Annotated in this window: 18 protein-coding genes; 14 read left to right on the top strand and 4 right to left on the bottom strand. The window is 63.9% G+C overall.

The genetic code is table 11. The features are described from left to right. Positions 1 to 44 precede the first annotated feature (44 nt). The 6 genes from PPGU16_RS08440 (at position 45) to PPGU16_RS08415 (ending at position 5,302) form a co-directional block, all read left to right on the top strand. Positions 45 to 371 (top strand): YbaB/EbfC family nucleoid-associated protein, encoded by a 327-nt coding sequence (locus tag PPGU16_RS08440; RefSeq protein ID WP_006048866.1) that lies wholly within the window; start codon positions 45 to 47, stop codon positions 369 to 371. Between the two features lie 142 nt (positions 372 to 513). Then, the gene (gene recR / locus PPGU16_RS08435) at positions 514 to 1,110 is read left to right on the top strand and encodes a recombination mediator RecR (protein WP_180719584.1); all 597 of its coding nucleotides are present in this window, start codon (positions 514 to 516) and stop codon (positions 1,108 to 1,110) included. A gap of 71 nt (positions 1,111 to 1,181) precedes the next feature. Then, complete coding sequence (locus PPGU16_RS08430) at positions 1,182 to 2,426, top strand: CaiB/BaiF CoA transferase family protein (RefSeq protein WP_180719583.1); 1,245 nt, start codon at positions 1,182 to 1,184, stop codon at positions 2,424 to 2,426. Positions 2,427 to 2,496: 70 nt separating this feature from the next. Then, positions 2,497 to 3,534 carry an ABC transporter substrate-binding protein gene (locus tag PPGU16_RS08425; protein ID WP_180719582.1) on the top strand — a complete coding sequence of 346 codons (1,038 nt, stop codon included), beginning with the start codon at positions 2,497 to 2,499 and terminating at the stop codon, positions 3,532 to 3,534. A gap of 117 nt (positions 3,535 to 3,651) precedes the next feature. After that, positions 3,652 to 4,476, top strand: a complete 825-nt coding sequence (locus PPGU16_RS08420) for an ABC transporter ATP-binding protein (RefSeq protein WP_180719581.1) — start codon at positions 3,652 to 3,654, stop codon at positions 4,474 to 4,476. Position 4,477: 1 nt separating this feature from the next. Then, on the top strand, positions 4,478 to 5,302 hold the full coding sequence (locus PPGU16_RS08415; RefSeq protein ID WP_180719580.1) for an ABC transporter permease: 825 nt from the start codon (positions 4,478 to 4,480) through the stop codon (positions 5,300 to 5,302). Positions 5,303 to 5,381: 79 nt separating this feature from the next. On the opposite strand, the gene PPGU16_RS08410 is transcribed toward PPGU16_RS08415, so the two are convergent. Beyond that, on the bottom strand, positions 5,382 to 6,356 hold the full coding sequence (locus tag PPGU16_RS08410) for an NADPH:quinone oxidoreductase family protein (RefSeq protein ID WP_180719579.1): 975 nt from the start codon (positions 6,354 to 6,356) through the stop codon (positions 5,382 to 5,384). A gap of 290 nt (positions 6,357 to 6,646) precedes the next feature. Here PPGU16_RS08410 and surE point away from each other — a divergent pair, with 290 nt between their 5' ends. From surE to PPGU16_RS08385, 5 genes are read left to right on the top strand one after another with little or no spacing between them, the layout of a single operon-like run. Beyond that, positions 6,647 to 7,405 (top strand): 5'/3'-nucleotidase SurE, encoded by a 759-nt coding sequence (gene surE / locus PPGU16_RS08405; protein WP_180719578.1) that lies wholly within the window; start codon positions 6,647 to 6,649, stop codon positions 7,403 to 7,405. Then, the gene (locus PPGU16_RS08400) at positions 7,402 to 8,478 is read left to right on the top strand and encodes a protein-L-isoaspartate(D-aspartate) O-methyltransferase (RefSeq protein ID WP_180719577.1); all 1,077 of its coding nucleotides are present in this window, start codon (positions 7,402 to 7,404) and stop codon (positions 8,476 to 8,478) included. The genes surE and PPGU16_RS08400 overlap by 4 nt, the downstream gene beginning before the upstream one ends. Before the next feature lie 5 nt (positions 8,479 to 8,483). Next, complete coding sequence (locus PPGU16_RS08395) at positions 8,484 to 9,422, top strand: peptidoglycan DD-metalloendopeptidase family protein (RefSeq protein WP_180719576.1); 939 nt, start codon at positions 8,484 to 8,486, stop codon at positions 9,420 to 9,422. Between the two features lie 16 nt (positions 9,423 to 9,438). Then, complete coding sequence (rpoS, locus tag PPGU16_RS08390; protein ID WP_042315126.1) at positions 9,439 to 10,533, top strand: RNA polymerase sigma factor RpoS; 1,095 nt, start codon at positions 9,439 to 9,441, stop codon at positions 10,531 to 10,533. A 6-nt stretch (positions 10,534 to 10,539) separates the two neighbouring features. Further along, entirely contained in the window at positions 10,540 to 11,316 is a 777-nt protein-coding gene (locus tag PPGU16_RS08385) for a 3'-5' exonuclease (RefSeq protein WP_180719575.1), read from the top strand. Positions 11,317 to 11,494: 178 nt separating this feature from the next. On the opposite strand, the gene PPGU16_RS08380 is transcribed toward PPGU16_RS08385, so the two are convergent. Together PPGU16_RS08380 and PPGU16_RS08375 are read right to left on the bottom strand one after the other, a co-directional pair. Then, positions 11,495 to 12,634 carry an IS481 family transposase gene (locus PPGU16_RS08380; RefSeq protein ID WP_180719574.1) on the bottom strand — a complete coding sequence of 380 codons (1,140 nt, stop codon included), beginning with the start codon at positions 12,632 to 12,634 and terminating at the stop codon, positions 11,495 to 11,497. A gap of 711 nt (positions 12,635 to 13,345) precedes the next feature. Further along, the gene (locus tag PPGU16_RS08375; RefSeq protein WP_180719573.1) at positions 13,346 to 14,209 is read right to left on the bottom strand and encodes an endonuclease/exonuclease/phosphatase family protein; all 864 of its coding nucleotides are present in this window, start codon (positions 14,207 to 14,209) and stop codon (positions 13,346 to 13,348) included. An 83-nt stretch (positions 14,210 to 14,292) separates the two neighbouring features. Between PPGU16_RS08375 and rlmD the strand changes: the two genes are divergently transcribed. Beyond that, positions 14,293 to 15,717 (top strand): 23S rRNA (uracil(1939)-C(5))-methyltransferase RlmD, encoded by a 1,425-nt coding sequence (gene rlmD / locus PPGU16_RS08370; RefSeq protein WP_180719572.1) that lies wholly within the window; start codon positions 14,293 to 14,295, stop codon positions 15,715 to 15,717. Between the two features lie 110 nt (positions 15,718 to 15,827). On the opposite strand, the gene PPGU16_RS08365 is transcribed toward rlmD, so the two are convergent. Beyond that, positions 15,828 to 16,685: an outer membrane protein assembly factor BamD gene (locus PPGU16_RS08365; protein ID WP_036005095.1), complete on the bottom strand. Its 858-nt coding sequence runs from the start codon at positions 16,683 to 16,685 to the stop codon at positions 15,828 to 15,830. A gap of 38 nt (positions 16,686 to 16,723) precedes the next feature. Between PPGU16_RS08365 and PPGU16_RS08360 the strand changes: the two genes are divergently transcribed. Together PPGU16_RS08360 and pgeF are read left to right on the top strand one after the other, a co-directional pair. Then, on the top strand, positions 16,724 to 18,007 hold the full coding sequence (locus PPGU16_RS08360) for an RluA family pseudouridine synthase (RefSeq protein ID WP_180722499.1): 1,284 nt from the start codon (positions 16,724 to 16,726) through the stop codon (positions 18,005 to 18,007). After that, the gene (gene pgeF / locus PPGU16_RS08355; RefSeq protein WP_180722498.1) at positions 18,004 to 18,843 is read left to right on the top strand and encodes a peptidoglycan editing factor PgeF; all 840 of its coding nucleotides are present in this window, start codon (positions 18,004 to 18,006) and stop codon (positions 18,841 to 18,843) included. The genes PPGU16_RS08360 and pgeF overlap by 4 nt, the downstream gene beginning before the upstream one ends. The last annotated feature ends 158 nt before the right edge of the window (positions 18,844 to 19,001 follow it).

Raw genomic sequence — 19,001 nt, 5'->3', positions numbered from 1 at the left:
GCGCATGCGCCCAACCGAATCCATTATTACGAAGGAGCAAGTCCATGATGAAAGGTCAACTCGCCGGGCTGATGAAGCAGGCCCAGCAGATGCAAGAAAACATGAAGAAGATGCAGGAGCAACTCGCGCAGATCGAAGTCGAGGGGCAGTCGGGCGCGGGCCTCGTCAAGGTGACGATGACCTGCAAGAACGACGTGCGCCGCGTGTCGATCGATCCGAGCCTGCTCGCCGACGACAAGGACATGCTCGAAGACCTCGTCGCCGCTGCCTTCAACGATGCCGTGCGCAAGGCAGAAGCCACCGCGCAGGAAAAAATGGGCGGTATGACCTCCGGCCTGCCGTTGCCGCCGGGATTCAAGCTGCCGTTCTGACAACGCGCAGCGTGTCGCGCGCGGCGCATCGCCTCATGGCCTGATGCCCGCGCGTTCGCCGTTCGTTGCAGAACGGCGCGGCCTCGCGCGCCGGAACACATTCGCGATTCAACCCACACCACGTCGACGCCGCCGTATCAGCATGAAACAACCCTCCGCCTTGTCGGCGCTCGTCGAAGCGCTGCGCGCGCTGCCCGGCGTCGGTCCGAAGTCCGCGCAGCGTATGGCGTATCACCTGATGCAGCACGATCGGGAAGGCGCCGAGAAACTGGGCCGCTCGTTGCTGTTCGCCACCGAGCATCTGCAGCACTGCGAGAAGTGCAATACGTTCACGGAAGCGCAGATCTGCGAGGTGTGCAGCGACGCCGAGCGCGATCCGACGCTGCTGTGCGTCGTCGAAACGCCCGCCGACCAGATCATGCTCGAACAGACCATGACCTACCGTGGCCTGTATTTCGTGCTGATGGGGCGGCTCAGCCCGCTCGATGGCATCGGCCCCAAGGAAATCCATTTCGACCGGCTCGTCAAACGCGCGTCGGACGGCGTCGTCAAGGAAGTCGTGCTCGCAACCAACTTCACCAACGAAGGCGAGGCGACGGCCCATTATCTCGGCCAGACGCTCAAGGCGCGCGGCCTCTCCGTGACGCGGCTCGCGCGCGGCGTTCCCGTGGGCGGCGAACTCGAATATGTCGACGCGGGCACCATTGCGCGCGCGATGCTCGACAGGCGCTCGATGTAGCGGCGCGTCGTCCGAACCACATCGCGTGACAGCAGGACCGCCCGGCCAGCACAACGAAGATCAGGAGACACATGAGCGCATCCACTTCAACGCCAACGGAAAAGCCCGAAGCGGAAAAGCCCAAGGGACCGCTCGCGGGCGTCAAGGTGCTCGAACTCGGCACGCTGATCGCGGGTCCGTTCGCCGCGCGCTTTCTCGGCGAGTTCGGCGCGGACGTGATCAAGATCGAAGATCCGAAGGGCGGCGATCCGCTGCGCAAATGGCGCAAACTCTATCCCGAAGTGGGCGGCACGTCGCTGTGGTGGGCCGTGCAGGCGCGCAATAAAAAGTCCGTGACGATCAATCTGAAAGCCGACGAAGGCAAGGAAATCGTCCGCAAGCTCGCGAAGGAAGCGGATATCGTCGTCGAGAATTTTCGCCCCGGGCTGCTCGACAAGCTCGGCCTCGGCTATGACGTGCTGTCGGCGGAAAATCCCGGCCTCGTGATGGTGCGCCTGTCCGGCTACGGCCAGACGGGCCCGTATCGCGACCGTCCCGGCTTCGGCGCGATTGCCGAATCGATGGGCGGCCTGCGCCATATCACCGGCTATCCGGACCTGCCGCCGCCGCGCATCGGCATTTCGATCGGCGATTCGATCGCGGCGCTGCACGGCGTGATCGGCGCGCTGATGGCGCTGCATCATCGGCAGGTGAACGGCGGCAAAGGGCAGGTCGTCGATGTCGCGCTTTACGAAGCCGTGTTCAACATGATGGAAAGCGTGGTGCCCGAATACGGCGTGTACGGCATGGTGCGCGAGCGCACGGGCGCATCGCTGCCGGGTATCGTTCCGTCCAACACCTATCCGTGCCGCGACGGCAGCATTGTGATCGGCGGCAACAGCGATCCGATTTTCAAGCGTCTGATGCTCGCGATCGACCGCGAAGACCTCGCGAACGATCCTGCCCTCGCGCATAACGACGGCCGCGTGCCGCGTACGCAGGAAATCGACGGCGCGATCGCCGCGTGGCTCGCCAGCCGCACGATCGACGAAGCGCTCGACGTGCTCAACGCCGCCGACGTGCCCGTGGGCCGCATCTACAGCGTGGCCGACATGTTCACCGATCCGCAATACGTCGCGCGTCAGATGATCCAGACGTTCAAGTGGCAGGACGGCCGCGACATCACGCTGCCGAACGTCACGCCGAAGCTCTCGGAGACGCCCGGTGAGACGCGCTGGCTCGGGCCGGAACTGGGTGAACATACGGATGAAGTTCTGCAAACGCTGGGTTATGATGCGGACCACATTGCAAGGTTGCACGCGCAACAGATCGTGTAGCGGGCGCCTGCGTTAGCGCACGAAGACGGGCGGACCAGCCCGCGATAGAACAAAAACCGGAGACAGGACCATGCAACGAAGAAGCTTCCTCGCAGGCGGCGCGGCACTCGCGGGCGCCTCGCTCGTCGGCTCGCCGCTCGCGTTCGCGCAAAGCAAGCTGGAAACGTCGAAAGTCTCGATCGCCGTCGGCGGCAAGAATCTCTTCTACTACCTGCCGCTCACCATCGCCGAGCGCCGCAATTTCTTCAAGGACGAAGGGCTCGACATCGAAATTTCCGATTTCGCGGGCGGCTCGCAGGCCTTGAAAGCGGCTGTCGGCGGCAGCGCGGACGTGGTGTCCGGCGCGTTCGAGCACACGCTGTTGTTGCAGGCGAAGAACCAGTACTTCCGCGAATTCGTGCTGCAAGGCCGCGCGCCGCAGATCGTGCTCGCCGTGTCGAAGAAGACGATGGCGAACTACAAGACCATCGCGGATCTCAAGGGCAAGAAAATCGGCGTCACGGCGCCGGGTTCGTCGACCTCGATCATGGCGAGCTTCGTGCTCGCCAAAGCCGGGCTGACGGCGAAGGACGTGTCGTTTATCGGCGTCGGTGCGGGGGCAGGCGCGATCGCCGCGTTGCAGTCCGGCCAGATCGACGCGCTTGCCAATCTCGACCCGGTGATGACCAAGCTCGAACGCTCGGGCGAGATTCGCATCGTGTCGGATACGCGCACGCTCAGCGACACGCGTACGGTGTTCGGCGGCAATATGCCGGCTGGCTGCCTGTACGCCTCGCAATCGTTCATCAGCAAGAATCCGAATACGACGCAGGCGCTGACCAACGCAATGGTGCGTGCGCTCAAGTGGCTGCAGACGGCGACGGGCACCGAACTGATCAACACCGTGCCCGAGTCCTATCTGCTCGGCGACCGCGCGCTGTATCTGGATTCGTGGCAGCACGTGAAAGAGGCGATGTCGCCCGATGGCCTGATGCCCGCCGACGGCCCAGCGACGTCGCTGAAGACGCTGCAGGCGTTCGACGAGACGATAAAAGGCAAGCCGATCGATCTGTCGAAGACCTGGACGAACGACTTCGTGAAGAAGGCGCTCGCCACGGTCAAGGCATAACGCGTCATCCAGCCTCGATTCAATCTCGACCGGTGCCGGGCGTGTGCCCGGCGACACGCGCGCGGGATGACATAGCGACATCGAACCAACCAAGCATCGAAACAAGCGAGCCGAACGATGACCGTTGCCGCCCTGGCGCTCGAAAACATCACCTGCACGTTTGCCTCGCGCGAGAAGCACGGGCAAAGCTACACCGCCGTCAAGGACACGACGCTGCGCATTGCGCCGGGCGAGTTCGTCTCCGTCGTCGGCCCGACGGGCTGCGGCAAGTCGACCTTGCTGAACGTCGGCGCGGGGCTGCTGGAGCCGTCCTCGGGCGCGGTGACGGTGTTCGGCAAACCGCTTACGGGCATCAACCGGCGCGCGGGCTACATGTTCCAGGCCGACGCGCTGATGCCGTGGCGCTCGGCGCTCGACAACGTACTGGCCGGTCTGCAGTTTCACGACGTGCCGCGCGCCGAAGCCCTCGCGCGCGCCGACGAATGGCTGAAGCGCGTCGGTCTCGGCGGCTTCGGGGACCGTTATCCGCATCAATTGTCGGGCGGCATGAGAAAGCGGGTCGCGATGGCGCAGACGCTGATTCTCGATCCCGACATCATCCTGATGGACGAGCCGTTTTCGGCGCTCGACATCCAGACGCGCCAGTTGATGGAAAACGAACTGCTCGATCTGTGGGCCGCGAAGCGCAAGGCCGTACTCTTCATCACGCACGATCTGGACGAAGCGATCGCGATGTCGGACCGCGTCGTGGTGCTGTCGGCGGGGCCGGGCACGCGGCCGATCGGCGAGTTCACGATCGATTTGCCGCGCCCGCGCGATGTCGCCGAAGTGCGCTCGCATCCGCGTTTCGTCGAACTGCACGCGCAGATCTGGAGTGTGCTGCGCGATGAAGTGCTCAAGGGTTATCAGCAGCAACTGACGGTCGCGCCGGAGGGCAACTGAAATGTGGAAAGCATTGCGTCCGAACCGCGCGAATCTGGTGATCTGGCAGTGGCTGCTGCTCGTGCTGTGCTTCGTGCTCTGGTACGTGTTGACGAGCCCGACGCTGCTACCCGCGTTCTATTTCGACGACGCGAACAAGGCCGCGTTCTTCTTCGGCGAGCCGCAGAAAGTGCTCTTGCGGATCTGGGAATGGTTCGCGTCCGGTGAAATCTATCTGCACCTGTGGATCACGCTGATCGAAACCGTGCTCGCGTTCGCGCTCGGCACGGTGCTGGGGCTCGGCGTCGGCTTGTGGCTCGCGTTGTCGCCGCTCGCTAGCGCCTTGTTCGATCCGTACATCAAGGCGGCCAACTCGATGCCGCGCGTGATTCTCGCGCCGATTTTCGGCGTGTGGTTCGGCCTTGGCATCTGGTCGAAAGTCGCGCTCGGCGTGACGCTCGTGTTCTTCATCGTGTTCTTCAACGTCTATCAGGGCGTGAAGGAAGTGAGCCCGGTCGTGCTCGCGAACGCGCGCATGCTCGGCGCGAGCCGCAAGCAGCTGCTGCGCGCCGTCTATCTGCCGAGCGCGATGAGCTGGGTGTTTTCGAGCCTGCATACGTCGGTGGGGTTGGCGTTCGTCGGCTCGGTGGTCGGCGAGTATCTCGGTTCTGCGCGCGGCGTCGGCTATCTGATCCTGCAGGCCGAAGGCACGTTCGATATCAACACCGTGTTCGCCGGCATCCTCGTGCTGACGGCCTTCGCGCTGATACTGGATGCGATCGTCGGCGCGATGGAGAAGCGCCTGATGAAATGGCAGCCGAAGAGCGGCGAGACCGAAAAGCTCTGACCGCCTGATGTTCCAGATACGAACGGCGCGTGACCTGCGAAGGCCACGCGCCGTTTGTGTCTGAGGCACGGACTGATGCTTACGGCGTGATCACGATTTTGCCGAGCACGCGCCGCTGTGCCATGTCGTTGAGCGCGCGCGCCGTGTCTTCGAGTGGATAGCGCGCCGACACGAGCGGCTGGAGCTTGCCTTCGCGAATCCAGCCGAGCATCTGCTGAAATGCGGCGGCATTGCGTTGCGGCTCACGCCGCGCGAAATCGCCCCAGAACACGCCGACGATGCTCGCGCCTTTCAGCAGCGCGAGATTGAACGGCAGCTTCGGAATGTCGCCGTTCGCAAAACCGACGACGAGATAGCGCCCGCGCCAGCCGATGCTGCGAAAGGCGGGTTCAGCGTAACTGCCGCCGACTGGGTCGTAAATGACATCGGGCCCGTTGCCGTCGGTGAGCGCCTTGATCCGTTCGCGCAGGTCTTCCGTCGCGTAGTTGATGGTTGCGTCGGCACCATGCGCGACGCAGGTCGCGAGTTTCTCGTCGCTCGATGCCGCCGCGATCACGCGCGCGCCGAGCGCCTTGCCGATTTCGACGGCGGCGAGTCCTACGCCGCCTGCCGCGCCGAGCACGAGCATCGTTTCACCCGCTTTCAGCGCCGCGCGATCGACCACGGCGTGATGCGACGTGCCATAGGCGAGCGTGAAGACGGCAGCCGTTTCGAGGTCGGCGTCGTCGGGCAACGGCACGCACGCGCTCGCGTCCGCGACCGCCTGCTCGGCGAAGCCGCCTTGCTGCGTGTAGGCCACCACGCGCATGCCGGGCCGGAACTGTGTGACGCCGTCGCCGACCGCGCGCACGATACCCGCGACTTCCGCGCCGGGCGTGAAGGGCAGGGGCGGCTTGAACTGATATTTGTTCTGGATGATCAGTACGTCGGGAAAGTTGACGCTCGCCGCTTTGACGTCGATGACGATCTGGCCGACTTGCGGCACGAGGTCGGGCAGTTCCTCGATGCTCAGGCCTTCAGGCGGGCCGTACTGGTTGCAGCGGATTGCGCGCATCGTGTCTCCCATCGGTCGATGTGTGTTGCTGGCTTCACGGGTTCATGCATGGTTCATAAGCGTGCTGCCGGTTGCGTGCCGGTCGCGTGGTGGAGGCAACGCGTGTGCCGCGGTGACGCCATCATCTGCCGGCTCGTTGAACCCTTGCAGCGAAGCAGTGTAAAGCAAGCTCGAACGACCGTACGCTTTCATCGTGCCGCTGCGCACATGCCGCGCCGCATGAAAAGCATAGGCATGCACGGGGCCCGTGTGTCGTTCGCGTGCCTTGTTTCCTCGGTTACAATCGCCGGATGCGAATCCTACTCAGCAATGACGACGGTTATCTGGCGCCAGGCCTTGCTGCGCTTTACGAAGCGCTGAAGCCGCTCGCCGATGTCACCGTGATGGCTCCCGAACAGAATTGCAGCGGCGCGTCGAATTCGCTCACGCTCTCGCGCCCGCTGTCGGTGCTGCGCTCGGCCAACGGCTTCTACTACGTGAACGGCACGCCGACCGATTCCGTCCACATCGCATTGACGGGCATGCTCGACCATACGCCCGATCTCGTCGTGTCGGGCATCAACAACGGCCAGAACATGGGCGAGGACACGCTGTACTCGGGCACCGTCGCCGCGGCGACGGAAGGCATCATGTTCAACGTGCCCGCCATCGCGTTTTCACTCGTCGATAAAGACTGGGTGCATCTCGAAGACGCGACGCGCGTCGCGGCCGAAATCGTCGCGCATTATCTCGAGCGTCCGTTGCCGGGCTATCCGTTGCTGAATGTCAACATTCCGAACCTGCCTTACGAGCAGCTGCGCGAGTGGCGCATCACGCGCCTCGGCAAGCGGCATCCGTCGCAGCCGGTGATCCGGCAGACCAATCCGCGCGGCGAGCCGATCTACTGGATCGGGCCGTCGGGCAGTGCGCGCGATGCCAGCGAAGGCACGGACTTCCACGCGGTGGCCAACGGCTTCGTGTCCATCACGCCGCTGCAACTCGACCTGACCCATACGGCAATGCTGCCCGCGGCGCGCGACTGGCTGAGCGCCGGGAGCCGCGCTTCATGACGGGCGAGCGCGCAAAACGCTTTCCGCTTGGACTCGAAGACCTGGTGCGCGAGCCGCGCCGGGCGGACGCGCGCGGCGCGAAAGCGGGGGCGGCCAGGCCGGCTGCATCCAAGCCCGCCGCGACCAGGGCGGCCGTACCCAACCTGAACACGCAGGCCGCAGACCGCAAGCGCAGCGGCGTGAGCGGCGCCGTCGCCGCAAAAGCGCCGTCGGGCGCGAAGGGCGCGGCCGGCATCCTCAATTCGAACGCGAAGTCGGCCGGTTCGTCCGCGCGAACGCCTGCGATTACAAAAAGTCCGTCCGCAATCGTCAATACGAAAGGCGTCACCACGATCCGCAATGACGGCGCGCGCAACCAGTTGCCGCGCCCCGTGACGGCATCGTTCGAACGCACGGGCGCGCCCAACGTCGCGTTGACGAGTGCCGTCACGCTGACCTCAGAACGCGTGCGCGAGCGGATGGTCGAAAGGCTGCGGGCGAACGGCATCACGGACCCGCGCGTGCTCGACGCGATGGCGATGGTGCCGCGTCACATGTTCGTCGATCCCGGTCTCGCCACGCAGGCTTACGAGGACGCGGCGCTGCCGATCGGCCATCACCAGACCATCTCCAAGCCTTCGGTGGTCGCGCGGATGATCGAGCTGGCCGCGCAGGGCCGCACGCTTGCGAACGTGCTGGAAATCGGCACCGGCTGTGGCTATCAGGCCGCGGTGCTGAGCCACGTCGCGCGCGACGTGTATTCGATTGAACGCATCAAGCCACTTTACGAGCGTGCGAAGACGAACCTGCGCCCACTGCGCATCCCGAACATCCGTCTGCATTACGGCGACGGACGCATCGGTTTGCCGGCGGCAGCACCGTTCGATGCGATCGTGATCGCGGCAGCCGGACTCGATGTGCCGCAGGCGCTGCTCGAGCAGCTTGCCATCGGCGCGCGGCTCGTGGCGCCTGTCGGATCGCAGGACGGACAGTCGCAGGTACTCACGCTCGTCGAGCGCACGGGGCCCGCGCAGTGGCGCGAATCGCGGCTTGATCGCGTTTTCTTTGTCCCCTTAAAATCCGGAGTGATTTAACCCCGATGAGTATGTTTCGCGCGATGCAAAGAACAAGCCTGAATGTCCCGTTGTCCGTCGCTCAGCGCAGCGTTTGCGTGGCCATGCTGTCCGTGCTGGCCGCATGTGCAACGCGGCTCGATCAGGCGCCCGTCGTCGATCGCTCCGGCACCCTGGGCACCGTCACGCAGCCGGGCGCCGCGCCCGGCGCGCAGCCTGCCGTGCCGCTCGGCCCGCCGCCTCCGGGCTACTACCGAGTGAAGCCTGGCGATACCTTGTATAGGATCGCGCTCGAAAACGGTCAAAACTATCGCGACATCGCCGCGTGGAACAACCTGACGAACCCGAACCAGATCGAAGTCGACCAGTTGCTGCGCGTGGCGCCGCCGGGCGCGAACGGCGCACCCGTGGTGCCGGGTGTCGCGACGGCGCCGATCGGCGGTGGCGCGGTGCAGAGCGCGCCGATTGCGGGCGTGCAGCCGGCGCCCTCGGCGGGTGCGGCCAACCAGCCGCCCATTTACGGTGCGGCGCCGGGCGCCTCCGGTGCACAGGCGCTCACGCCGCCGCCCGCTGCCAGCGATGCGACGGCGTCGAATGGCAACGTGACGTTTGCGTGGCCCGTGCGTGGCCCGTTGTTGAACGGCTTTGATGATTCGAAGAACAAAGGCGTGAACATCGGCGGATCGGCGGGCGAAGCGGTAAAGGCTTCCGCTGATGGTCGCGTGGTTTATGCAGGAAATGGGCTGCGCGGTTACGGCAATCTCATTATCATCAAACATGACGCGACGTATCTCACCGCGTATGCACATAACCGTGCTTTGATGGTAAAAGAGGGTGACGCGGTGACCAAAGGTCAGAAGATCGCCGAAATGGGCAACAGTGATTCGGACCGCGTGATGTTGCATTTCGAAGTTCGCCGCCAGGGTAAGCCTGTCGACCCAATGAAGTATTTGCCGCCGCAATAAGCCAAGCGATACGACCATGCCGAAATCGAAGCGCCGCCCATCGCAAGCAGAGACTGAGTCCGTGAGCCGTGCCACGCCTGTTTCGGTGGACGACGCTGGCGCTTCGGAGGTCGATGACGACAACGTCGAGGACCTCGACAACGCGAACGATCCCGAAGAGCGTGCATCGGGTCGCGACGAGGAATCCGAGGGGCGCGAAAGCGCAAACGATTCCGCGCCCGACGCCGACGATTTTCGCGCGCTGCTGCAGGCCGAACTCACGGCCGACACGATCCAGCACTACCTGAACCGGATCAGCGTCAAGCCGCTGCTTACCGTCGAGGAAGAGCAGCGCTACTCGCGCCTTGCGAAGGCGGGCGAATTCGAAGCGCGCCAGGTGATGATCGAGCGCAATCTGCGGCTCGTGGTCAGCATCGCGAAGGGCTATCTGAATCGCGGCGTGCCGTTGCTCGATCTGATCGAAGAGGGCAACCTCGGCCTGATGCACGCGATCGAAAAGTTCGATCCGACGCGCGGCTTCCGCTTCTCGACGTATGCGACGTGGTGGATTCGCCAGAGCATCGAGCGCGCGATCATGAATCAGGCGCGCACGGTGCGGCTGCCTGTGCACGTGATCCGCGAGCTGAACCAGGTGCTGCGCGCGAAGCGCCACCTCGAAAAGAATTCGATGAATTCGGGCGAAGCGGCCGAGCGCCGCGACGCGAGCATCGACGATATCGCGTATCTGACGGGCAAGACGACGGACGAAGTCACCGATATCCTGGCGTTGAACGAGCACACGGCGTCGCTCGATGCGCCGCTCGATCTCGACCCGGCGAGCAGCCTGCTCGATCTGCTGTCCGACGACCAGAGCCAGTCGCCCGATGCCGAGGTGCAGCACCGCGAGCTCGAGACGCTGACGCGCGCGTGGCTCGCGCGGCTCTCCGACAAGCACCGCCATGTGATCGAACGCCGCTTCGGGCTGAATCACATCGAACCGGCCACGCTCGAAGAACTCGCCGACGAAATGGGCCTCACGCGCGAGCGTGTGCGCCAGATCCAGCAAGAGGCGCTCGTGCGTCTGAAGCGCTTCTTTGCGTCCAATGGCGTTCGGAAGGACGCTGTTCTCTAGAAACTGATGACTCCCATTCTGGTATTCGACATCGAGACGATTCCCGATGTCGCCGGCATTCGCCGGCTTGAAAGTCTTCCCGCAACGATGTCCGACGAAGAAGTGGCCGAGCACGCGTTTGCGGCGCGGCGCGAGAAGACGGGCAGCGATTTTCTGCCGCATCACCTGCAGCGTGTCGCGGCGATTTCCTGCGTGTTCCGCGACAACAGTGGCTTTCGGGTGCGGTCGCTTGGTACGACATCGGACGGCGAGGCTTCGCTCGTGCAGTCGTTTTATCGCACGATCGAGAAGTACACGCCGCAGCTCGTGTCGTGGAACGGCGGCGGTTTCGATCTGCCGGTGCTGAATTATCGTGCGCTGGTGAATGGCATTCGCGCGAACCGGTTTTGGGATCTTGGCGAGGATGACCGCGATTTCAAGTGGAACAACTACATCAGCCGATACCACGCGCGGCATACCGATTTGATGGATGTGCTCGCGATGTATCAGGCGCGGGCGAATGCGCCGCTCGATGCGCTTGCCAAGCTGTGTGGTTTTCCCGGCAAGCTCGGGATGGATGGCGGGCAGGTGTGGCACGCGTTTCAGGCTGGGCGGATCGATGAGATCCGTAATTACTGTGAGACGGATGTCGTTAATACCTATCTGCTTTATTGCCGGTTTCAGTTGATGCGCGGTGGGTTTTCGCCGGAAGAGTATGCGGATGAAATCGCACTCGTGAAGAACTCCTTGGCGCAGGAGGCGGCGCCACACTGGGCTGAGTATCTCTCTGCGTTCGATAATTAGTGGGTTTTGGTGTCTGCGACGCTTGGGTGGTTTGCTTTTGTTTTTGCTGGCATCCGCGATTTGCCTTCGTGCTTCACGCGTCGCCCCTGTGCGGGGCGGCACCTACTTTTCTTTGCCGCCGTGTACAGACTGGAGACATGGTTGACACATGTACAGAGACATCGCTGACACATGATGGTCAGGGTTTTACTGTCTTCAGGTCAAGTTTTGCGACTCGCTGATGGGCGAACCAGATCTCGATCACCCCGTCGTCTTCTTCGCTCGGGCGGGCTGCCACCTGCAGCCCCTTGAGCGCAATCGAGAGCTTCACTTTCTCGCCTCGCACGCGCACCACGCCGCTTGCATTGACCTGTAGCACTTCATCGCCGCAACCGTATTCGGGCTCGGGCAGCCGCTCCGGCATCCTGCGCAGGCTGCACGCGTAGCGGGTGACCGGCACCGCCATCCCCAGTGCCTCGTGCGGTCGTTCGGTGTTGTACACCTGCCGCCAGCGATCCAGTGCCTGCTGCACGTGCGCGTGCGTGGTGAACGTGTGCCGCTCCAGCACTTCAGCCTTCAGCGAGCGGTGAAACCGTTCATCCTTGCCATTGGTCTGCGGGTGATATGGGCGGCTGTAGCTCACCTGGATGCCCAGCCGGATCAGCCAGACCGCGAGCTCGGTGAGCTGCCCCGGCGCACTGGGCGAGCCCCACGGCGCGCCGTTGTCGGTGTTGATGCGCGATGGCAGTCCGTAGCAGCGAAACGCCCGCTCAAGCTCTGCCTGCACGATCCCGGTGGTGGTGCGCGCGCAGGCGCTCAGCACGATGTTGTAGCGCGAGTGGTCATCGATGACCGTCAGCGGCGCGCAGCGCCCGCTCTCCAGGGTCGGGAAGTCGCCCTTGAAGTCCATCTGCCACAACGAGTTCGGATGCTCGTGCTCGAAGCGTTGCCAGTGCTGGCGCTGGCGGGACGCCTGTTCATCAATGAGCCCGTGGCGTCGCAGGATCTCGGTGATGGTGGCGGGCGCGGGAACCTCAATCTGGCCCAGATCGCGCAGGCGCCGTGCGATCTTGCGTCCGCCCCAGCCATGCTGGCGGCGCAGGTCCAGCACCAGTGCCTCGATGTGCTCCGGTGAGCGTGTGGGGCTGTGATGCGGGCGCCGGGAGCGGTCGGCCAGCCCCTTGCTACCCTCAGACTTGTGGCGGGCGAGCCACTTGTAGCCGGTCTGGCGGGTGATCTTGAATTTACGGCATAGCTCGCTGAACGGGACCGCCTGTGTGGCGGCCTCGCAGACGAAATCTTCGCGACGATTCATGGTGTCTTTTACATCCCAGGGCATGGTTGGAATCCGGGCGTTTGATTACCCGAAAGTGTCAGTCATGTCCCTGTACACCTGTCAGCGATGTCTCCAGTCTGTACACCGCCGCAAAGAAAAGTAGGCAAAAGAAAGCGGCTCACACCGCCAATCCTTGTCCCTGCCTGAGGGCCCCCAGAGGTTCTTACGCTTCACACGGCAACCACGTGACCCACGCTCGTTGCCAGCGCTCTTGCGGTGCGCCTCACCCGCTTCACACACCCGTACTACAGCATGCCGTACCAGACGGTCCACCGCCGCCCAGGTGGCAAACGGTGTGTCGGCCCAGGTACTCCACACGCCTCACTTCGGACCAGTAGCGCACGTGTTCCACCCTGTAAGGGCGCTAGCCTGTTCGGTGCGACAACCTACACACAGTTTGCCACCTGGGCGGCGCAACCCATTCGCTGCCGCCGGCCTTGGTGCGGGTATTCGAAGTGGGTGAGGCGTTCATTCAAAGCGTTGGCAACGAGCACCGACCAGGGCACGGCCGTGTGAGGCATCGGGACGTTGGGGGCCCGTGGATAAGAAGATGGGCTGGCGGTGTGAGCCGCTTTCTTTTGCCTACTTTTCTTTGCGGCGGCAAAGAAAAGTAGGTGCCGCCCCGCACAGGGGCGACGCTAGCGAACCAATAACATCACGCGGATGCCAGCGCAAAAAACAAGCAAACCACCCAGCGTCGCAGACAAACAAAAATCAACCCATCTCTACAACTATCGGCTGATGATCCGAAGCGCGGGTCGCGCCATCGACCTCACACCTACGTAATCTCGTCCGCAAATCCTCGGTAACGAACACAAAATCACAGGTCAGCGGCCCATCCGCCCATTGGACCTTGTCATAGACACCCGCCGTCATAGGCGGCGTCTGCCCGGGATGCAACGCGGTCCACGCATCGATAAAAGAAGGACTACCGTCGAGCGGCTCCAGCATCCGCCGATAGGCGTCACTGCCATATGCGCTATTGAAATCGCCGCAAACGATCGCGCTGACAGGCCGCCCGGTATCAGCAAAAGGCCCGATCGCATTCTCAGCAGGAACGGGGTGAGCCGCATGCCCAGCGGCCTCCTGCTGCAACTGGCGCAGCCGATCAACCTGCGCAAGCCGCTGCTTAAGCGAATAAAACTCGAGATGCGTCACGATCACCCGCACGGGACCGCCCGGCGCGCGCAGCACAGCCTCGAGCGCGACGCGCTGCATCGACGGCGCCTCCGGATCAGCCGGCCACGGCAACGAATGCCGGATCACACGCTCGACGGGCAGACGCGTCGCAATCGCATTGCCGAATTGCCGTCGCGGCGCCGCGGGCGCATCGAGCTTCAACGCGGGCAAATCCGCGCCGATTGCCTCCAGCACCGTGAAGCCGGGCAGGGCGTCGGCAATCTCGGCGAACTGGTCGTCGCCCGGATGACCCGCCAGCACCGAAAAGCCGCGCGTGACCTCCTGTATGCAAAACACGTCGAAATCGACGAGCCGCCGAGCCTCGTCGATCGTGCGCGACAAGTTCACGTCCCCGTGCGCACTGCGTCCCCACTGGACATTCCAGCTGATCAGTCGCATCGTCAAATCTCCGTCGGTGTGTGTCGTTCGTCTACAATCTCGTGTTTGGTCCCACTTTTACACAGTCTGTCAGGAAGTCGCAGGTGTCCGAAACTGTCCCCCACATTGGTAAAACGCGCTCGTCCAGGAAGAGCAAGCAGGCGCGCGAAGACGCTGCCGCTGGCCCGTTCAAGGCGCCCGAACTCGATATTCAGTCGCTCGACATGGAAGCGCGCGGCGTCGGCCGCACCGTCACGGAAGACGGCTCGCCCGGCAAGGTCATCTTCGTCGAGGGCGCGCTGCCCGGCGAACGCGTCACCTATTCGAGCTACCGGAAAAAACCGAGCTTCGAACAGGCGCAGGTCGTCGATATCCTTAAAGAGAGCGTGATCCGTACGCGCCCGCAGTGCAAGTTTTTTGGCATCTGCGGCGGCTGTTCGATGCAGCATCTCGACGTGCGCGCGCAGATCGCCGTCAAGCAGCGCGTGCTCGAAGACAATCTGATGCATCTGTCGAAGCTGCGCCCGGAAACCGTGTTCCGGCCGATCCACGGCCCGTCGTGGGGCTACCGCTATCGCGCGCGCCTCACCGTGCGCAACGTCGTGAAGAAGGGCGGCGTGCTGGTCGGTTTCCACGAAAAGAAAAGCAGCTACGTCGCCGACATGACGAGCTGCGAAGTGCTGCCGCCGCATGTGTCCGACATGCTGGTGCCGCTGCGGCACATGGTCGAAGCGCTGTCGATCCGCGACCGCATGCCGCAGATCGAACTGGCCGTCGGCTCGTCGGTGACGGCGCTCGTGCTGCGCGTTCTGGAGCCCATCAACGAGGCCGACGAACAGGTGCTGCGCGATTTCGCCGATCAGCACAACGTCCAGTTCTGGCTCCAGCCGAAGGGTCCGGACTCGGTCTATCCGTTCTATCCGCTCGATGCGCAGCTCGACTACACGCTGCCCGAATACGGCATCCGCATGCCGTTCCGCCCCACCGACTTCACGCAGGTCAACCATCAGATCAACCGTGTGCTGGTCGGTCGTGCGCTGCGCCTGCTGGCGCCCGCGAAGACCGACCGTGTGCTCGATCTGTTCTGCGGCATCGGCAACTTCACGCTGCCGCTCGCGCGGATCTCGCGCGAAGTGGTCGGTATCGAAGGCAGTGAGGTGCTGACCTCGCGCGCGCTCGACAACGCGAAGGAAAACGGCGTCGACAGCCATACGTCGTTTGCGAGCCGCAACCTGTTCGAAGTCACCGCCGACGACATCCGCGCGCTCGGTCACTTCGACAAGTACCTGATCGATCCGCCGCGCGAAGGCGCGCTCGCGGTGTCGAAGGCGCTGGCGGACATCGCGCAGAGCGGCGAAGGGCCGTTGCCGAAGCGCATCGTCTACGTGTCGTGCAACCCGGCGACGCTCGCGCGCGACGCGGGCCTGCTCGTGCACGAAGCGGGCTATCGCTTGAAGGGTGCGGGCGTCGTGAACATGTTCCCGCATACGTCGCACGTCGAGTCGATTGCGCTCTTCGAGCGCGACTGAACGTGACGGGCTGAAGCGTCCGCCCAATGCGAAAACGCGGAAATGCGGACGCCAGAAACAAAAACGCCACGGTATGAACCGTGGCGTTTTTTCTTATTCCGTCAGGCGGCTCAGAACTGCCACCACGACTTTTCCTTGCCCGGGCGGGCATGGCCCGTGATGTACGGGCTGTCCGGGAAGGTGCCGGCCAGGATACGCTTCGTGTCGTCCGCAAGCTGCGGCTGATCGAGCTTCTGATACGACAGCATCATGATATGCAGCGCGTCTTCGATCGCGGGCGCGTTCTTGTATTCCTTGATCGCGAGCTGCGCGCGGTTGATGGCGGCCACATACGCGCCGCGGCGGTAGTAGTAGTCCGCTGCGTGCACTTCGTGCGACGCCAGCGCGTTCACGATATAGCGCATGCGCTGAGCCGCGTCCGGTGCGTACTTGCTCTGCGGGTACTTGTCGACGACGACCTTGAACGCGTCATACGACTCGCGCAGCGACTTCGGATCGCGCTCGCTCATGTCCTGACCGGAGAAGCGGCCGAACAGGCCCAGGTCGTCGTTGAAGTGGATCATGCCCTTCAGGTAGTACGCGTAAGGGATGTCCGGGTGATCCGGGTGAAGCTGGATGAAGCGGTTGACGGCCTGGTCGGCGGCGTCCGTTTCGCTGTCCTTCCAGTTGCAGTACGCGACGTTGATCTGCGCCTGCTGCGCGAAGTGGCCGAACGGGTCGCGGCCTTCGAGTGCTTCGAAATATTTCGCGCACTTGCCGAAGTCACCACCGCTCAAGGCGTCTTGCGCCTCCGTATATAATTTATTGTTGGTCCACGTGGCTGTTTCGTCGGTCTTTTCCGGCAGGCCGTGACAGGCCGCTACCAGCGTAACGGCCGCCATGGAAGCGCCATAGAGGGCTGCTTTCCTGGCCAGCTTTTGGGCCACCGTCTTTCGAACAGTTTGAGTAATGATGTTCAAGGCTCGCATTTTCCAGTCTAGCTTTACGTCCAGGTGACCCAGTCTCGATGACCCGTTCCAATACTCCGCGCCCCGGTCAGGGCGCGCGGAAGAGCAACAAAGATTATAGCCCAAGCGCCGACCCCGCCAACGTATCGGCAGGTGAGCCGGGCGCCGATACCCTCGACGACGATCTCGTCGACGACGCGCTGGCCCCGCCGTCTGTATCCGCTGCGGAGCAAGGCTCCGCGCGGCGTGCAGACGAAACGCCGCGCGTCGTCACGGTGCCGCCCGAGCTTGCTGGCGAGCGGCTCGACAAGGTGCTCGCCAAAGTCTTTCCGGAGTTTTCACGCAGCCGGCTGCAAAGCTGGATCGAGGCGCAGCGCGTGCGCGTCGACGGGCAGCCCGCGAAGATCCGCCACCCGGTGCCGCTTGGCGCCTCGATCGAGCTCGTGCCCGATCTGCTGCCCGAGCAACTCGCGTTCACGCCCGAACCCGTGCCGCTCGATATCGTCTATGAGGACGACACGCTCGTCGTGATCAACAAGCCGGCCGGCCTCGTCGTGCATCCCGCTGCGGGAAACTGGAGCGGCACGGTGCTCAACGGCCTGCTGCATCGCTATGGCGAAGCGGCGGCGGGCCTGCCGCGCGCGGGCATCGTGCATCGGCTGGACAAGGAGACGTCCGGGCTGATGGTCGTCGCGCGCACGCTCGAAGCGCAAACCGATCTCGTGCGCCAGCTGCAGGCGCGTACGGTGAAACGCCGCTATCTCGCGCTCGTGTGGGGCAACATGCGCGACGAAGGCACGATCGACGCGCCGATCGGCCGCGATCCGCGTGAGCGCACGCGCATGGCCGTGGTGACGGGCGCAGCGGGCAAGCCGGCGCGCACGCACTTCCGGCGCATCGATTCGGCGATATGGGAGCGGCAGCCCGTATCGGCCATTCACTGCGATCTCGAAACGGGCCGCACACATCAGATTCGCGTGCATTGCGCGCACATCGGCCATCCGCTGCTGGGCGACCCCGTTTATGGGCGGGCGCGCGGCAAGCGTTCGGTGGCGCCGCTGCCGGGCGGCTTCGCGCGCCAGGCGCTGCATGCGTGGCGGCTCGCGCTGGTTCATCCGCGCACGGGCCGCACGATGCAATGGCGCGCGGACGTGCCGGACGATATCGCTGAACTGTCCGAAGCGTTGGGCCTCGGCCGCGAGCACGAAGCCGCGTACGAAGAGGATTTCGACGAGTATGACGACGACTACGACGATGAAGCCGAAGCATCGATCGAAGACGGCTACGACGATGAAGACGATGCCGACGACGAAGCCTCACCCGACAAGGACGACCGCGCATGACGCTGCCTGAGCTGACCACGAACGATGTGCTGCGCCCCGAGTGGTCCGTGTCGCCGCGCGTGCGGGCAGTCGTCACGACGCGCAATGGCGGCGTGAGCCTGCCGCCGTTCGGCACGTGGCGCGATGGCGTCGACGGACCGGGCGGGCTGAATCTCGGCAGGAAGTCGGGCGACGAGCCCGTGCATGTCGAAGCGAACCGCGCACGTCTGATGAAGCTGACAGGCCAAGATGAAGCCGCGTGGCTCTCGCAGGTTCATGGCGCGACCGTCGTGAATGCCGACGACGTGCTGGCCGCCACACAGCGCGGAGAGCCTCTGATGCAAGCCGACGCCAGCGTGACCGACCGGACGGGCACGGTATGCGTGGTGATGATCGCCGATTGCATGCCCGTTTTGCTGTGCGATCCGCAGGGGCGCGCGGTGGGCGCCGCGCATGCGGGCTGGCGCGGTCTCGCGTCGGGTGTCGTGGAGAACACGGCGCAGCGTGTCGCGTCGCTCGCGGGCACTGACATGTCAGTTCTGCATGCGTATCTCGGCCCCTGCATCGGTCCGCAGGCCTTCGAGGTCGGACCAGACGTGCGTGACGCCTTCATGAAGGGTGTCGGCGGCGCACAACGCGATATTGTCGCCAGCGCCTTCGCCGAGCACCCGTTGAACGCCGGCAAGTACCTCGCGGATCTGCCGCGGCTCGCACGCTGGCGTCTTGCGCAGATCGGCGTGACGAACGTGGTGGGCGGCGATCATTGCACGGTCACCGAACGCGAGCGTTTCTACTCATATCGACGCGATCGCGAGACGGGCCGGATGGCCGCGCTGATCTGGCTCGCGGATCAATGACAAAAGCCGCTAACTGCCGCTGAGCAAAGACAATTTTGCTGCGCGCGAGATGACGTCGATGAGGGTCTCATACATTCTTATGCTGCACTGCGCGAACGTAAGAAGACCTATGCGGTTGCGCAGTGCATAAGCGTTCCGCGCGTTCCTCCATGAGCCAG

The sequence above is a fragment of the Paraburkholderia largidicola genome (assembly GCF_013426895.1).
GTDB lineage: Bacteria > Pseudomonadota > Gammaproteobacteria > Burkholderiales > Burkholderiaceae > Paraburkholderia > Paraburkholderia largidicola.
Note: the sequence above shows the minus strand (reverse complement) of the source record. Positions and strands in the feature narration are given on the sequence as shown.

Bases quoted from the DNA above. Each gene is read 5' to 3' on its own strand.
- PPGU16_RS08440 (WP_006048866.1), top strand. From the start codon at position 45: ATGATGAAAGGTCAACTCGCCGGGCTGATGAAGCAGGCCCAGCAGATG.
- recR (WP_180719584.1), top strand. From the start codon at position 514: ATGAAACAACCCTCCGCCTTGTCGGCGCTCGTCGAAGCGCTGCGCGCG.
- PPGU16_RS08430 (WP_180719583.1), top strand. From the start codon at position 1,182: ATGAGCGCATCCACTTCAACGCCAACGGAAAAGCCCGAAGCGGAAAAG.
- PPGU16_RS08425 (WP_180719582.1), top strand. From the start codon at position 2,497: ATGCAACGAAGAAGCTTCCTCGCAGGCGGCGCGGCACTCGCGGGCGCC.
- PPGU16_RS08420 (WP_180719581.1), top strand. From the start codon at position 3,652: ATGACCGTTGCCGCCCTGGCGCTCGAAAACATCACCTGCACGTTTGCC.
- PPGU16_RS08415 (WP_180719580.1), top strand. From the start codon at position 4,478: ATGTGGAAAGCATTGCGTCCGAACCGCGCGAATCTGGTGATCTGGCAG.
- PPGU16_RS08410 (WP_180719579.1), bottom strand. From the start codon at position 6,356: ATGCGCGCAATCCGCTGCAACCAGTACGGCCCGCCTGAAGGCCTGAGC.
- surE (WP_180719578.1), top strand. From the start codon at position 6,647: ATGCGAATCCTACTCAGCAATGACGACGGTTATCTGGCGCCAGGCCTT.
- PPGU16_RS08400 (WP_180719577.1), top strand. From the start codon at position 7,402: ATGACGGGCGAGCGCGCAAAACGCTTTCCGCTTGGACTCGAAGACCTG.
- PPGU16_RS08395 (WP_180719576.1), top strand. From the start codon at position 8,484: ATGAGTATGTTTCGCGCGATGCAAAGAACAAGCCTGAATGTCCCGTTG.
- rpoS (WP_042315126.1), top strand. From the start codon at position 9,439: ATGCCGAAATCGAAGCGCCGCCCATCGCAAGCAGAGACTGAGTCCGTG.
- PPGU16_RS08385 (WP_180719575.1), top strand. From the start codon at position 10,540: ATGACTCCCATTCTGGTATTCGACATCGAGACGATTCCCGATGTCGCC.
- PPGU16_RS08380 (WP_180719574.1), bottom strand. From the start codon at position 12,634: ATGCCCTGGGATGTAAAAGACACCATGAATCGTCGCGAAGATTTCGTC.
- PPGU16_RS08375 (WP_180719573.1), bottom strand. From the start codon at position 14,209: ATGCGACTGATCAGCTGGAATGTCCAGTGGGGACGCAGTGCGCACGGG.
- PPGU16_RS08365 (WP_036005095.1), bottom strand. From the start codon at position 16,685: ATGCGAGCCTTGAACATCATTACTCAAACTGTTCGAAAGACGGTGGCC.
- PPGU16_RS08360 (WP_180722499.1), top strand. From the start codon at position 16,724: ATGACCCGTTCCAATACTCCGCGCCCCGGTCAGGGCGCGCGGAAGAGC.
- pgeF (WP_180722498.1), top strand. From the start codon at position 18,004: ATGACGCTGCCTGAGCTGACCACGAACGATGTGCTGCGCCCCGAGTGG.